At 68.4% G+C, this 14,057-nt stretch carries 13 protein-coding genes; 7 read left to right on the top strand and 6 right to left on the bottom strand.

Annotation, left to right across the window (positions count from 1 at the left end; genetic code table 11):
* Positions 1-71 precede the first annotated feature (71 nt).
* From murC to KQ304_RS07395, 3 genes are read left to right on the top strand one after another with little or no spacing between them, the layout of a single operon-like run.
* Positions 72-1,535, top strand: coding sequence for a UDP-N-acetylmuramate--L-alanine ligase (gene murC, locus KQ304_RS07405; protein WP_259736565.1), 1,464 nt, complete (start codon positions 72-74; stop codon positions 1,533-1,535).
* 3 nt (positions 1,536-1,538) lie between these two features.
* Positions 1,539-2,453 (top strand): UDP-N-acetylmuramate dehydrogenase, encoded by a 915-nt coding sequence (murB, locus tag KQ304_RS07400; RefSeq protein WP_259736461.1) that lies wholly within the window; start codon positions 1,539-1,541, stop codon positions 2,451-2,453.
* Positions 2,454-2,474: 21 nt separating this feature from the next.
* On the top strand, positions 2,475-2,810 hold the full coding sequence (locus KQ304_RS07395) for a YbaB/EbfC family nucleoid-associated protein (protein ID WP_259736460.1): 336 nt from the start codon (positions 2,475-2,477) through the stop codon (positions 2,808-2,810).
* Between the two features lie 27 nt (positions 2,811-2,837).
* Here KQ304_RS07395 and rsgA read toward each other — a convergent pair whose 3' ends face one another.
* Genes rsgA through grpE form a run of 4 tightly spaced genes read right to left on the bottom strand, consistent with a single transcriptional unit; the run spans position 2,838 to position 5,963 of the window.
* Positions 2,838-3,839: a ribosome small subunit-dependent GTPase A gene (gene rsgA, locus KQ304_RS07390; RefSeq protein ID WP_259736459.1), complete on the bottom strand. Its 1,002-nt coding sequence runs from the start codon at positions 3,837-3,839 to the stop codon at positions 2,838-2,840.
* Entirely contained in the window at positions 3,829-4,122 is a 294-nt protein-coding gene (locus KQ304_RS07385; RefSeq protein WP_259736458.1) for a sulfurtransferase TusA family protein, read from the bottom strand. Before KQ304_RS07385 ends, rsgA begins: the two co-directional genes overlap by 11 nt.
* A 15-nt stretch (positions 4,123-4,137) precedes the next feature.
* Entirely contained in the window at positions 4,138-5,256 is a 1,119-nt protein-coding gene (gene dnaJ / locus KQ304_RS07380) for a molecular chaperone DnaJ (RefSeq protein ID WP_259736457.1), read from the bottom strand.
* Positions 5,256-5,963 carry a nucleotide exchange factor GrpE gene (grpE, locus tag KQ304_RS07375; protein WP_259736456.1) on the bottom strand — a complete coding sequence of 236 codons (708 nt, stop codon included), beginning with the start codon at positions 5,961-5,963 and terminating at the stop codon, positions 5,256-5,258. The genes dnaJ and grpE overlap by 1 nt, the downstream gene beginning before the upstream one ends.
* A 102-nt stretch (positions 5,964-6,065) precedes the next feature.
* Between grpE and KQ304_RS07370 the strand changes: the two genes are divergently transcribed.
* The 3 genes from KQ304_RS07370 to KQ304_RS07360 are packed head-to-tail and all read left to right on the top strand — an operon-like array spanning position 6,066 to position 10,279.
* On the top strand, positions 6,066-7,874 hold the full coding sequence (locus KQ304_RS07370; protein ID WP_259736455.1) for a GspE/PulE family protein: 1,809 nt from the start codon (positions 6,066-6,068) through the stop codon (positions 7,872-7,874).
* A 56-nt stretch (positions 7,875-7,930) separates the two neighbouring features.
* Complete coding sequence (locus tag KQ304_RS07365) at positions 7,931-9,010, top strand: type IV pilus twitching motility protein PilT (RefSeq protein WP_259736454.1); 1,080 nt, start codon at positions 7,931-7,933, stop codon at positions 9,008-9,010.
* Between the two features lie 12 nt (positions 9,011-9,022).
* Entirely contained in the window at positions 9,023-10,279 is a 1,257-nt protein-coding gene (locus KQ304_RS07360; protein ID WP_259736453.1) for a type II secretion system F family protein, read from the top strand.
* Here KQ304_RS07360 and KQ304_RS07355 read toward each other — a convergent pair.
* Complete coding sequence (locus KQ304_RS07355) at positions 10,244-11,566, bottom strand: NAD(P)/FAD-dependent oxidoreductase (protein WP_259736452.1); 1,323 nt, start codon at positions 11,564-11,566, stop codon at positions 10,244-10,246. The two genes, KQ304_RS07360 and KQ304_RS07355, sit on opposite strands and share 36 nt — an antisense overlap.
* A gap of 6 nt (positions 11,567-11,572) precedes the next feature.
* Here KQ304_RS07355 and dusA point away from each other — a divergent pair, with 6 nt between their 5' ends.
* On the top strand, positions 11,573-12,583 hold the full coding sequence (dusA, locus tag KQ304_RS07350) for a tRNA dihydrouridine(20/20a) synthase DusA (protein ID WP_259736451.1): 1,011 nt from the start codon (positions 11,573-11,575) through the stop codon (positions 12,581-12,583).
* Here dusA and argH read toward each other — a convergent pair.
* Positions 12,580-14,004: an argininosuccinate lyase gene (argH, locus tag KQ304_RS07345; RefSeq protein ID WP_259736450.1), complete on the bottom strand. Its 1,425-nt coding sequence runs from the start codon at positions 14,002-14,004 to the stop codon at positions 12,580-12,582. The genes dusA and argH overlap by 4 nt on opposite strands.
* Positions 14,005-14,057: the final 53 nt, after the last annotated feature.

Genomic DNA, 14,057 nt, shown 5'->3' with positions numbered 1-14,057 from the left:
CAAACAAGCGTTAAACAGGGAGAGACAAGCGCAGCGTCACCATCTACCTTCGGGTCCGCATGGAGACGCTTTTGGCACCGCTGCTCGACCACCGGGCTCCGCATCACTTCATCGGGGTCGGCGGCATTGGAATGTCGGCTCTGGCCGGAATCCTGGCGGACCGCGGTTTTCGGGTGAGTGGGTCTGACACCCGCGACAGTCCGGTGCTGGAATCCCTGCGCCGCCGTGGGGTGCGGGTGTTCAGCCAACAGGACGCCGGCACCATCGCCACCCTCGGCCAAGAGGGCGGCAGCTCAGCGCTGGTGGTGATCAGCACAGCGGTGCCGGAGAGCAATCCCGAGCTGATGGCGGCGCGCCAAGCCGGGCTGACCATCTGCCACCGCTCTGATGTGCTGGCGGCTCTGATCAACGCCCAGCCCTCGATCGCTGTGGCCGGCAGCCATGGCAAGACCACCACCAGCACCTTGATCGCCACCCTGCTGGCGGCCACCGACCAGGACCCCACCGCCGTGATCGGGGGCATCGTGCCCGCCTTTCAGAGCAATGCCCGCAGCGGCCAGGGTCGGGTGCTGGTGGCGGAGGCCGATGAATCCGACGGCTCCCTGGTGAAGTTCAGATCCAGCCTCGGGCTGATCACCAACCTGGAGCTTGATCACACCGATCACTACCCCGACCTCGAGGCTCTGATCCAGACGCTCCAGCGCTTCGCCGCCGGCTGCGGCTCCCTGCTGGCCAATGCCGACTGTCCGGTGCTCAGCCAGCACTTCCAGCCCGGAGCCTGGTGGTCCAACGAGCGCAGCGAGGGGGTGGAGTTCGCCGCCCTGGCCGTGGAGGAGCACGGAGAGGGCACCGTGGCCGACTTCTACGAAAGCGGGGAGCTGGTGGGGCGTTTCAACCTGCCCCTGCCCGGCCGTCACAACCTCAGCAACGCCACCGCCGCCCTGGCGGCCTGCCGCCTCGAGGGGGTGCCCTTCGGCGCCCTGGCCACGGCGATGGAAACCCTGCGCTCCCCGGGGCGCCGCTTCGACTTTCGCGGTGGCTGGGCCGGCCGCCAGGTGGTCGATGACTACGCCCACCACCCCAGCGAAGTGGAGGCCACGCTGCACATGGCCCGCCTGATGGTGACCAGCGGCCGCAGCCCCCTGCCGGAGGTGCCCCAGCGGTTGGTGGCCGTGTTCCAGCCCCACCGCTACAGCCGCACCGCCGAATTCCTGGATGCGTTCGCCGCTGCCCTCGCCCTCGCCGACACGGTGTTGCTCGCTCCGCTCTACGCCGCCGGCGAAGCGCCCATTCCCGGTGTCGACAGCCAGATCCTGGCCGATTGCCTACACCAACTCCGGCCTGAGCTGCCACTGAAGGTGAGCGGCAGCCTGGACCAGCTGGCTGAACAGGTGGTGCGCAGCAGCCAGCCCGGCGATCTGGTGCTGGTGATGGGAGCGGGCGATGTGAACGGCCTCTGGTCTCGACTTGAGGCCCTCGAGCCACTGAAGTCGCCCGATGCACCCGATGCGCCCACCGCCCGAGTGGCGGCCTGAACCGTGCCCCTCACCCCGGCCCACGCGCCAGCCCTGAGCCAGGTCTCCCTGGCCGACTACACCACCTGGAAGGTGGGCGGCCCGGCTGAATGGTTCGCTGAACCGGCCAGCGGCGATGAGCTGATGGCCCTGGCCCGCTGGGCCCTGGCCGGGGGCCTGCCCCTGCGTTTGATCGGAGCCGGTTCGAACCTGCTGGTGAGCGATGGCGGCCTGGCGGGACTGACCCTCTGCAACCGCAAGCTGCAGGGCAGCGTGATCGATGCGGCCAGCGGTCTGGTGGAGGCCCAGGCCGGAGAGCCGATCCCGACCCTGGCGCGCAAGGCGGCCCGCGCTGGCCTGAGCGGCCTGGAGTGGGCGGTGGGCATCCCCGGCACCGTGGGCGGTGCCGCCGTGATGAATGCCGGCGCCCAGGGGGGCTGCACGGCGGACTGGCTCCAGGAGGTCACGGTGCTCGATCCCAGCGGCGAGGGCGACCCTTTCGTGCTGCAGGCCAGCGAGCTGGACTTCGCCTACCGCCACAGCCGCCTGCAGCGGGAACCCCTGCTGGTGCTCTCGGCCAGGTTTCGCCTCAGCTCCGGCCATGAGCCCGCCGAGATCAGCCGGCGCACCAGCGCCAACCTCTCCAGCCGCACCAGCAGCCAGCCCTACCAGCAACCCAGCTGTGGCAGCGTCTTCCGCAACCCGGAGCCACGCAAGGCCGGCCAGCTGATCGAGCAGCTGGGGCTCAAGGGTCTGGCGCTCGGAGGGGCCATGGTCTCGCCGATCCATGCCAATTTCATCGTCAACACCGGCGGCGCCTCTGCCGGCGACATCGAGCAACTGATCCGGCTGGTGCAGCAGCGGGTCTTCAGCGCCCACGGCATCGAGCTGCACACCGAGGTGAAGCGCCTGGGAGACTTCCCTTGCGGCGTAGCCTGAACCAGCGCTCTTGATTCCTGCATGGCCGGCTTCGGACTCCCCAACTTCGGACAGCTGACCGAAGCCTTCCGCAAGGCCCAGCAGATCCAGCAGGATGCCCAGAAGCTCCAGGAGGAGCTCGATGCCATGGAACTGGAGGGCAGCAGCGCTGATGGCCGCGCCAGTGTCTGGCTGACCGGCAATCAGCAACCGCTGAAGGTGCGGCTCTCCCCCGAACTGCTGGCCGATGGCGCCGAGGTGGCCGAAGCCGCCACCCTCGAGGCCCTCAAGGCCGCCTACGACGTCTCCACCGGCACGATGAAGGAGCGAATGGAGGAACTCACCGGTGGCCTCAACCTGCCCGGCCTGGGGGGCTGAAGCAACCCAGGACGATCGACCATCCGATCAGCCCAGATCCGGAGCCTGCTGACGCTGACGGCGGCGGGAAAGCCGGTTGGAGGGCCGCTGGGGGCGGCTTTCCAGAGCCGCAGCGCTGGCCAGCTGCAACTCCGCCAGGGCCTCGGCATAGAAGGCGTAGCGATCCCAGCCGGTGCCCACCCGGCAGCCGGGATCCCCGCGATGCTGGCAATTGCTGAAGCGGCAGGAACCCTCCCGCAGGGCAGCGACGATCTCCGGAAACAGTGCCGGCAGCACAGCGGGATCACGGGGCAGCTCGGGCCGGTTGAAACCAGGGGTGTCGGCAATCAGGGCCCCGGCGGCCAAGGGGAAGAGCTCCACGTGGCGGGTGGTGTGGCGTCCGCGCCGGAGCCGACCCGAGACACGGCCCACCCGCAGGGCCAGGGCCGGCACCAGGGCATTGAGCAGGCTGCTCTTGCCCACCCCCGAGGGACCGCAGACCACGGCGATGCCGGGCTGGGTGAGCCGCTCCCTGAGGCGGACCAGCCCGTCGCCACTGGCTGTGCTGACCGCCATCGGCTCATAGCCCCAGCTGATCAACCGTTGCCGCCAGCTCTCGAGCTGAGCGGGAGGAACCAGATCCGCCTTGGAGAACACCACCTCCACCGGCTGGCCGCTGTGCTCGGCGGTGAGCAGAAAGCGGCTGAGCTGCTCGGGATCCGGCTCGGGCTCGGCCATGGCGATGACCACCACGATGCGGTCGCAGTTGGCCACCGGTGGACGCCCCAGCAGGCTGGTGCGCGGCAGCAGGTCGCCCACGGCGGCACGACCAGCCGGCCAGTCGATCCCCTCCAGGCCCACGCGATCACCCACATGGATGCGCGTTCCCGCCTGACCCAGCCGGCTGCGCCGGGTGCAGAGCAGTTGCTCCAGTCCGCCGGGGCCGGGGATCTCCAGGTTCACCTGGCAGAAGTTGGCCTGAATCGCGGTGACCAGACCCTGAACCATCGCCCTCTCCCCCTCGGCCCTGGGCCCGACCTCAGCCCCCATGGCGGCAGATCCACAACTGAACGCCCTCCTGGCCTGCCGTCTCGGTGGTCTCCGGGGCGGCCCCGGGCCCTTGCTCAACCCGATGCCCCTCCTGGCGCAGGCCCTCAGCCACCATGCGCTCGGGTTCGCCGGCGTCGAGGTCGAGCTGCAGCCACTCGCCCGCCGCCAGCGTCTCGAGCGCCAGCCGGCTGCGGATGAAGTTGAGGGGGCAGGGGGTACCACGCAGGTCCAGCCGGCGGCTGGGTTGCGCGGGCGGAGAGCCCGAGGCAGGGCTGAAGGTCACAGGCGGGCCATGGCGCTAACCGAACAGCCCGCCGAAGAGACCGCTCTTGTGGGGATGCTCCTTGTTGGAATGGTGGCCAGCCAGCTGCTCCAGCAGCTCCCGCTCATGGCTGCTGAGCTTGGTGGGCACCTGCACCTTGACGTTGAAGAGGTGGTTGCCGCGGGCCACCGGATTGCCCAGCTTGGGAACGCCCTTGCCGCTGAGGGTGAGGGTGGTGCCGGGTTGGGTGCCCGCTGGAATCTCCAGGGTGGCCGCACCGTCCACCGTGTCCACCTCGATGGTGTCGCCCAGGATGGCCTGCAGGTAGCTCACCGCCACATCGGAGTGGATGTGGATCCCGTCGCGGCGCAGCTTGTCGTGGGCCTGCACAAACAGGTACACGTAGAGATCACCGGCGGGGCCGCCCCGCTGGCCGGCATTGCCCTCGCCAGCCACCCGCAAACGGGTGCCGGAATCGACGCCGGCGGGAATGGTGATCCGCAGCTTCTTGCGCACCTGCTGGACCCCCTGGCCGCCACAGGCGCCGCAGGGGTCGGCGATCACCTGGCCGGTTCCCTCACAGGTGGGGCAGGGGGCCACCTGGGTGAAGCTGCCGAAGGGGGTGCGCGTGGCCCTGCGCACCTGTCCCTGGCCGCCGCAGGTGCCACAGGTGGTGGGGCCGCTGCCGCTCTTGGCGCCGCTGCCCTTGCAGGTGGCGCAGGTTTCCAGGTGGCGGATCTGCACCTCCCTGTCCTGACCGAAGACCGCTTCGTTGAAGCTGATGCTCAGATCGAGGCGCAGGTCATCCCCCTGGCGGGGGCCACGGCGGCGAGGGGCGCCCCCAGCGCCAGCACCTGCAGCACCACCGAAACCACTGAAGAACGTATCGAAGAGGTCGGCAAACCCGCCCATGTCGCCCATGTCGGGAGCGCCGGCACCGGACACGCCCGCTTCCCCGAACTGGTCGTAGCGAGCCCGGGTCTGGGGATCACCGAGCACCTCGTAGGCACGGCCGATCTCCTTGAAGCGGTCCTCCGCGCCGGGCTCTTTGTTGATGTCGGGGTGGTACTGGCGGGCCAGGCGTCGGTAGGCCCGCTTGAGGGTGTCGGCGTCTGCGTCGCGGGACACCCCCAGCAGGTCGTAGTACTCGGCCATCAGCTGGATTCCTCACCACCCGCTGTCCCGTCCTGGGCCAGGGGCGGGGCCCCCTGCGAGGCCCCGGGGCCCGGTCCCATCGAGACTTTGACCAGAGCATGGCGCAGCACGCGCCCATTCAGCTGATAGCCGCGCTGGAGTTCCTCGATCACCAGGTCCTCGTTCACCAGGTCACTGGGCTCCCGCAGCACCGCTTCATGCAGGTTGGGATCGAAGGGTTCTCCCTCCACCCGCATCGGGGCCACCCCCAGTTGCTTGAAGGCCTCCACCAGCTGCTTGTAGAGATTCTGGTAGCTGCGGTGCAGGGCCTGGGCCTCCTCGCTCTGGGGATCGAGCTGCTGGCGGGCGCGGTCGAAGTTGTCGACCACCGGCAGGATCTCGCTGAGGGTGGAGCAGGCGATCTGCAGGCGCAGGTCCTCCTGATCGCGGCTCTGGCGCTTGCGGAAGTTGTCGAAGTCGGCGGCGATGCGCATGTACTGGGAGCGCAGGGTCTCGTGCTCCCGCCGCAGGGTCTCCAGTTCGGCCGCCAATCGCTGGGCCGGGGGTTGCCCGGCCGCCTCGGCCGCGGCAGCCGCCGGATCGCCGGAGACCGGCTCCTGGGGGCCGGTGTCAGCCGGAGAGTCCCCCCCCGACTGAGCAAGGTCCTGAATCAGGGAGTCCGCCTCAGCGGAGAGGTCCTGGGGGAAGGGAGTGGCTTCGCCGCTCATGCTGACTGCAACGCCAATCGGTCTTAAACATGTTGCTGGTCGATGGGCTCCTCCCACAAGCGGCGGAAGCCCGCACCTGCTCCCTTCGGCCCCGCCCCGGCCATGACCCCCTCGAGCACACGCCCGGTTCCTGCCGCCAGGACCCTCCAGCACAGGCGCCTGGAGGCCGAACTGCTCAGCGGCGAACAGCTGCTGCGGCCCGAAGAACTGCAACGGGCCGATCCGCGGGCTGCTGAGGCCTGTCCGACGATCACAGCCCAGCAGTGGCGGGAGTGGCTGGCTCTGCCCCTGGATCGCCAGGGGGAGCGGCTCCAGATTGCGATCCCCAGCGATTGGCCGGCCCAACGGCGACGGCAACTGGAGGAGTCGGTGCTGGCCAGCGGCCTCACCCCGGAGCTGCGCCTGGCCCTGGAGGAGGAGATCGGCGAGGCCCTGCAGCAGACCATGGCTGACCATCGCCAGCACCCCAGCGACGACACCGCCCTGGCACCACAGCCCAGCGGCCTCTCACTGCTGGAGGGCCTCAGCCTCGAGAGCCGCCTGGAGGAGATTGCCGACGGGCACCAGCGGGAGCTGGATCTGGAGGAGAGCCTGCAGGACTCCGACGCCTCGCCGGTGGTGAGCCTGGTGAACCGCATCCTGGTCCAGGCGATGGAGGCGGAGTCAAGCGACATCCACGTGGAGCCGGAGGAGGACGGGCTGCGGATCCGCTTTCGCCAGGATGGGGTGCTGCATCCAGTGGAGCAGCTGCCCAGGAGCCTGGCGCCGGCGATCACCTCACGCCTCAAGATCATGGCCGAGCTGGACATCGCCGAGCGGCGGATGCCCCAGGACGGCCGCATCCGCCGCCTGTTCCGCGGCCGCACGATCGAACTGCGGGTGAGCACCCTGCCGGGCCGTTGGGGGGAGAAGGTGGTGCTGCGTCTGCTCGACAGCGGCAGCACCCGCCTGGGCCTGGACCGGCTGATCACCGAGCCAGCCAGCTTGAAGAGCGTGCGCTCGATGGGCTCAAGGCCCTTCGGCATGGTGCTGGTGACCGGGCCCACGGGATCAGGAAAGTCCACCACGCTCTATTCATTGCTCTCGGAGCGCAACCAACCGGGCATCAACATCTCGACGGTTGAGGATCCGATTGAGTACGTGCTCAGGGGCATCACCCAGACCCAGGTGAACCGCGACAAGGGCTACGACTTCAGCACCGCCCTGCGGGCCTTCATGCGCCAGGACCCGGACGTGCTGCTGGTGGGCGAAACCCGCGATGGCGAAACCGCCAGGACCGCCATCGAGGCGGCCCTGACCGGCCACCTGGTGCTCACCACCCTGCACTGCAACGACGCCCCCAGTGCGATCGCCCGGCTCAACGACATGGGCGTGGAACCCTTCATGGTGAGTGCCTCCCTGATCGGGATCGTCTCCCAGCGGCTGCTGCGCAAGGTCTGCGCATCGTGCCGGGTGCCGTATCACCCAGGGGAGGAGGAACTGGGCCACTTCGGCCTCTTCGCCAGCCAGGAACAGGCGATCACGTTCCACAGAGCTCAGCGGGGCCCCGGAGCCGGCGGCAGCAGCTGTTCCAGCTGTCAGGGGCGGGGGTACAAGGGCCGCATCGGCGTCTATGAGGTGCTGACCATCAACGACGGGCTCGCCAGCGCCATCGCCAAGGGCGCCAGCACCGATGTGATCCGCAAGCTCTCGATCCAGAGCGGCATGAAAACGCTGCTGGTCTATGGCCTGGAGCTGGTGCGGCAGGGCCAGACCACGCTCGAGGAAGTGGAGCGGATGCTGCTCACCGACACCGAACTGGACTCGCAGCGGCGCGCCCAGGCCCTCACCACCTTGACCTGCCAGGGCTGCGGGGCGGGTCTCAGGGATGAATGGCTGGAGTGCCCCTACTGCCTGACTCTGCGCGGCTGACTGTTGCCGGCCATCACGACGACGCTCAGAATTCAGATCAATCCGCCGCGGTCCCGATGGAGCCCCAGATCGAGGAGTTGATGGAAGAGCTGGTGAAGCAGAAGGGCAGCGACCTTCACCTCTCGGCCGGTCATCAACCCTACGGGCGCTTCAACGGGGAACTCAGACCGATGCGGCAGCAGGCCCTCAGCGAGGAAGTCTGCAATCGCATGATCTTGTCGATGCTCAGCGCCAGCCAGCGCCAGCAACTGGAGCAGACCTGGGAACTCGATTGCGGCTACGCCCTGCGCGATCTGGCCCGCTTCCGCATCAATGTCTTCAGCCAGCGCGGCAGCTTCGCCGCCTCGATGCGGGCGCTGAACAGCCAGGTGCCCACACCCCGGCAGCTGGGCCTGCCTGCGGTGGTGGTGGACATCACCAAGCGGCCTTCGGGGCTGGTGCTGGTGACGGGCCCCACCGGATCGGGCAAGAGCACCACCCTGGCCTGCCTTCTGGATCACATCAACCACAGCCGGGCCGAGCACATCATCACGATCGAAGATCCGATCGAGTTTATTTATACCGCCGACAGGAGCCTGATCCATCAGCGTCAGCTCAACGAGGACACCAAAAGTTTCAGCAATGCCCTGCGGGCAGCATTACGTGAGGATCCCGATGTGATTCTGGTGGGGGAAATGCGTGATCTCGAAACGATTCAGCTGGCCATCACCGCTGCCGAAACCGGTCACCTGGTGTTCGCCACCCTGCACACCAGTTCCGCCGCCCAGACTGTGGATCGCATGGTGGATGTGTTCCCGGCAGGCCAGCAGGCGCAGGTCCGCAGCCAACTCAGCAACAGCCTGGCGGCGATCTTTGCCCAGACGCTCTGCGGAAGAAGCTCGTCCTCCAGCCCCAGCGGGGGCCGGGTGATGGCCCAGGAGATCATGATCAACACGCCGGCCTTGGCAAACCTGATCCGAGAAGCGAAAACCGCTCAGATCTATTCGCAGATTCAGACCGGCGGCCAGCAGGGCATGCAGACCATGGAGAAAGCTCTTGCGGAGCTGGTCAAACAGGGAGCCATCACCCGGGAGGAGGCCCGCAACCGCTCCAGCAAGCCGGATGAGTTGAATCGGCTGCTGGGCCACTCGCTCTGATCAGAGCTCCACATGCCTGCCTTCAGGGCCACGTACACCAACCGACGGGGCCAGCAGAAGCTGATCCAGCTGGAGGCCCCCGATCTGGCCAGCGCCAAACGGAACCTGCGCCGACGGGGCATTGCCGCCAGCTCCTTGCTGCCCCTGGAATCCAGCCCATCGCTGCCGGCAAGCGACCACCAGGGGCGCACCAGTGGGGCCCGCCGGGATCTGGGGACGCTGTTCCAGGCCAGGCCGAACGTCCGCGAGAAAGCGCTGTTCGCCAGCAAGCTCTCCGCACTGGTGGATTCAGGGGTGCCGATCGTGCGCGGCCTCACCCTGGTGGCCAGGCAACAGAAGAAGCCGATGTTCCGGCAGGCCCTGGAAGCCGTTGCCGGCGATGTGAGCCAGGGGATGAGCCTGGGGATGGCGCTGCGCCGCTGGCCCAGGGTCTTCGATCGGATCACCATGGCCATGATCGAAGCCGGAGAACTCGGTGGGGTTCTCGATGAAACCCTCAAGCGGCTGGCCCTGGTGCTGGAGCAGAACGCCAAGCTCCAGAATCAGATCAAAGGAGCCCTGGCCTATCCACTGATCGTGCTGCTGATCGCCATTGTCGTGTTCCTCGGCATGACGATGATCCTGATCCCCAGCTTCGCCGATATCTTCGAGCAACTGGGTGCGGAGCTGCCGGTGTTCACCCAGATGATGGTGAATCTGAGTGCGCTGCTGCGCTCAGCGTTTTCCCTGGTCTTGGTCGCCATTTTAATCCTGGTCGGATGGCTGTTCATCGGCTTCTATAAAACTCCCCTGGGCCAGCGCAGAGTCGATGGTTTCATCCTCAAGATTCCCCTGTTCGGTGATCTGATTCAGAAAACCGAAACAGCTCAATTCTGCCGAACCCTCAGTTGTCTGAGCAGAGCAGGTGTGCCGATTCTGATGAGCCTGGAGATCGTTCGAGACACCTCCGGTAATTCAATCATTGCCGATGCGATCGAGGGCTGCCGTCTGGAAATTCAGGACGGCATTCCTGTGAGTGTGGCCCTTGCGCGCAAGAACGTGTTTCCGGAGATGGCCCTCAGCATGCTGGCCATCGGCGAAGAGACCGGAGAAATGGATGCCATGCTCTCCAAAGTGGCTGATTTCTACGACGACGAAGTGGCCGTGGCAGTCAAAGCACTCACCTCGCTGCTGGAGCCGATCATGATTGTGATCGTCGGCTTGATCGTGGGGGCCATTCTTGTGGCCATGTACCTACCGATGTTCTCCGTCTTCGACAAGATCCGCTGAACGCACTGCCGCTGCCAATCCCTCCCGGGCGGCCTCTGCGATGGCGCCGCCGGCCAGCCAGCCGCTGGTCCAGCAGTGCTGGAAGTTGAAGCCGCCGGTGACCCCGTCCACATCCAGCAGCTCACCGGCGAAATAGAGGCCCGGCTGCTTGCGGCTCTCCATCGTGGCCAGGTTCACCTCCCCCAGACGCACGCCGCCGGCCGTGACGAATTCCTCGCCGAAGGGGCCGCGACCACCCACCGCGTAGGAGCTGGAGCGCAGGGCAGCCACCAGCCTGTCCTCGTCGCGCCGGCGCAGGTCGGCCCAGCGCTGGTCGGGGGCCACCCCATGGCGCTCCAGCAGGTGGATCCAGAGGCGGCGGCTGAGCTCCGGCCAGGGGCGGGCATTGAGCAACTGGCGGCGGGCCTGCCCATTGCGGGCGGCCGAAAAGAGCTGACTGAGCTCCTCGGCGCTGCTGCCGCCGCTCCAGTCGAGGCGCAGCTCACCGCGGTACCCGCACTCCTTCAGCGCCCGGGCCGCAAAGGCGGTGAGCCTCAGGGTGGCCGGACCACTCACCCCCCAGCCGGTGATCAGCAGCACCCCGCGCTCGCGAAAGCGCCCGCAGGGCAGGCGCAACTCCAGTCCCACCGGATCCATCACCACCCCGCGCAGGGCCGCCAGGGGATTGGCCTCCAGGGCCAGGGTGAACAGGGAAGGCACCGGCGCCACCACGCCATGGCCCAGCTGGCCCGCCAGCTGGCGACCACTGGGATGGCCGCCGGTGGCCAACAGCAGGCGATCGGCGCCAACGGGGCTGGAAGCCCCGGGGGCCAGCCCCGCCGCCAGCCGCAGCGTCAGCTGGAAGCCACCCCCCGCGCGCACATCCACCTGGCGCAGGGAGGCCCCCCTCCAGACGATCACCCCGGCGGCGGCGGCGGCGGCCTCCAGCACGGCCACCACGCTGCTGGCGCGGTTGCTGCGGGGAAAGAGGCGGCCATCGGGCTCCTCCACCAGCTCCAGCCCCCGCTCGGCGAACCAGGCCAGACAGTCGCCGGTGGCGAAGCGGCTGAACGGTCCACGCAGGGCCCGCGAGCCCCGGGGGTAGTGGCCCACCAGGGCCAGGGGATCCCAGCAGGCATGGGTGACGTTGCAGCGCCCGCCGCCGCTGATCAGCACCTTGCCCAGCGGCTGGGGCGTGGCCTCCAGCAGCAGCACCCCCGCCAGCCCCTGCTCCGCGGCGGTGATGGCCGCCATGTAGCCGGCGGGTCCGCCCCCGGCGACCACCAGGGACCAGTCGACAGGCAGCATGGGCGGATGGGGCAGGGAGAGAACGCGACGACGCCCGTTGCCGGGGCCTACCGCTTCAGTGTGGCGCCGATGATGGATTGCACCGATCGGCACTTCCGCGTGCTGATGCGGCAGATCAGTCGTCGCGCCCTGCTCTACACCGAGATGGTGGTGGCCCAGGCCCTGCACCACGGCCGCCGCGACACCCTGCTGGACTTCGATCCCCAGGAGCACCCCCTGGCCCTGCAGCTGGGGGGCGACGATCCGGCGCTGCTGGCGGAATCGGCCCAGCTGGCGGCCGCCTGGGGCTATGACGAGATCAACCTCAACGTGGGCTGCCCCAGCCCCAAGGTGCAGCAGGGACGCTTCGGGGCCTGCCTGATGGCGGACCCGGATCAGGTGGCCCGCTGCGTGGAGGCGATGGCCAGCGCCGCTCCCCTGCCGGTAACGGTCAAGCACCGCATCGGCATCGATGATCAGGACAGCTACGAGCTGCTGCTGGCCTTCGTGGACACCGTGGCCGGCGCCGGGGCCAGCCGTTTCAGCGTGCATGCCCGCAAGGCCTGGCTCCACGGCCTGGATCCGAAGCAGAACCGCACGATTCCGCCCCTGCGCCACGACCTGGTGCATCAGCTCAAACGGGACCGGCCCCAGCTGACGGTCGAGATCAATGGCGGCCTGCTCAACCTGGAAACCTGCCAGGAGCACCTCACGCAGGTGGATGGGGTGATGGTGGGTCGCGCCGCCTACGAGCATCCCCTGCGCTGGGCCACGGTCGACCAGGAGCTGTTCGGCTGCCATGGGCGGCCTCTGGCCTCGGCCTCAGCGGTGGTGCGGGGTCTGATCCCCCATGCCAGCCGCTGGTGCGGGGCCGGCGGACGGCTCTGGCCGATCGCCCGCCACCTGGTGCACCTGGTGGAGGGGGTGCCGGGGGCCCGGCACTGGCGCCGCCGGCTGGGGGAGCGGGCGGGGGAGCGCAGCGCCGGGCCCGAGGTGCTGGAGGCCGCGGCCCTGGAGCTGGAGCAGCGGGGCCTCTAGGGGGCTGGGGCCTGGGGTTCCGGCTGCGGTCCGAGGCGCTCTCGGCAGCGCTGGAGCTGCTCGGCCACCCGCTCAAAGCCCGTGCCCCCCTCACTGCGCCGGGCGGCCACCACCTGCCGCGGCTCGATGGCGGCATGGATGTCGGCTTCGAAGGCGGGATGGAGTTCCCGCCAGCGCTCCAGGGGCAGATCCTTGAGCAGCAGCCCCTCGCTGAGGCAGGTTTTCACCAGGCCGCCCACCAGTTGATAGGCCTCGCGGAAGGGCACCCCCCGGGCCACCAGGTAGTCGGCCACATCGGTCGCATTGGAGAAATCAGCCGCCACGGCCTGCTCCAGCCGCTCAGGCCGGAAGCGGATGCCCTCCTCCAGCAGGATCGCCATCGCTTCGAGGCAATCCGCGGTGGTGCGCACCACATCGAACAGGGCCTCCTTGTCCTCCTGGAAATCCTTGTTGTAGGCCAGGGGAAGCCCCTTGATCATCGTCAGCAGGCCCATCAGGTGGCCGAACACCCGGCCGGCCTTGCCGCGCACCAGCTCAGGCACATCGGGGTTCTTTTTCTGGGGCATCAAGCTGCTGCCGGTGGCGCAGCGGTCGGTGAGGCGCACAAAGCCGAACTCCTCGCTGGCCCAGAGGATCACCTCCTCCGAGAGGCGACTGAGGTGCACCAGGATCAAGCTGGCGGCGGCGCTGAACTCCACGGCGAAGTCGCGGTCGCTGACGGCATCGAGGCTGTTGGCATAGATCGCCTCGAAGCCCAGGTCATTGGCCGTCAGGCGCCGGTCGATCGGCACCGGCGTACCGGCCAGGGCCGCTGCCCCCAGGGGCGAGATGTTCACCCGGCCGCGCACATCCGCCAGGCGCTGGCGGTCGCGTTCAGCCATCTCCACATAGGCCAGCAGGTGGTGGGCCAGGGAGAGGGGCTGGGCCCGCTGCAGGTGCGTGTAGCCGGGAATGAGGGTGTGCAGGTGGCTGTCCGCCTGGTCGAGCAGGGCCTGCTGGAAGCGGCGCAGACCGGCATCGAGGCCATCGATCGCCTGGCGCAGCCAGAGGCGCAGATCAGTGCCGACCTGGTCGTTGCGGCTGCGGCCGGTGTGCAGCTTCTTGCCCAGGGGCCCGATCAGGGCGATCAGGCGGTGCTCCACCGCGAAGTGAACGTCTTCGTCTTCAAGGCCAGGGCGGAAGTGGCCCTCGGCCGCCTCGGTGCGCACCGTTTCGAGGGCTGCGATCAGCTGGTCGGCCTCGGCAACGCTGATCACCCCGCAACGGCCGAGCATGCGGGCGTGGGCGATGGAGGCATCGAGATCCTGCTGCAGCAGGGTGATGTCGAAGCCGATCGAAGCATTGAAGCGCTCGATCGCCGGGTGGAGCCCTTCCTCGAAACGGTCACTCCATCGCGCCGGTTGGGAAGCCTGTGCCGCCATCGAAGCCGAACCATGCCGCGAAGGGTCAGCTTCGCATCCGAGCCTGGGGGATT

Source organism: Synechococcus sp. CS-1329 (genome assembly GCF_025128055.1).
In the GTDB taxonomy this organism is placed as follows: Bacteria; Cyanobacteriota; Cyanobacteriia; order PCC-6307; family Cyanobiaceae; genus Regnicoccus_A.
Note: the sequence above shows the minus strand (reverse complement) of the source record. Positions and strands in the feature narration are given on the sequence as shown.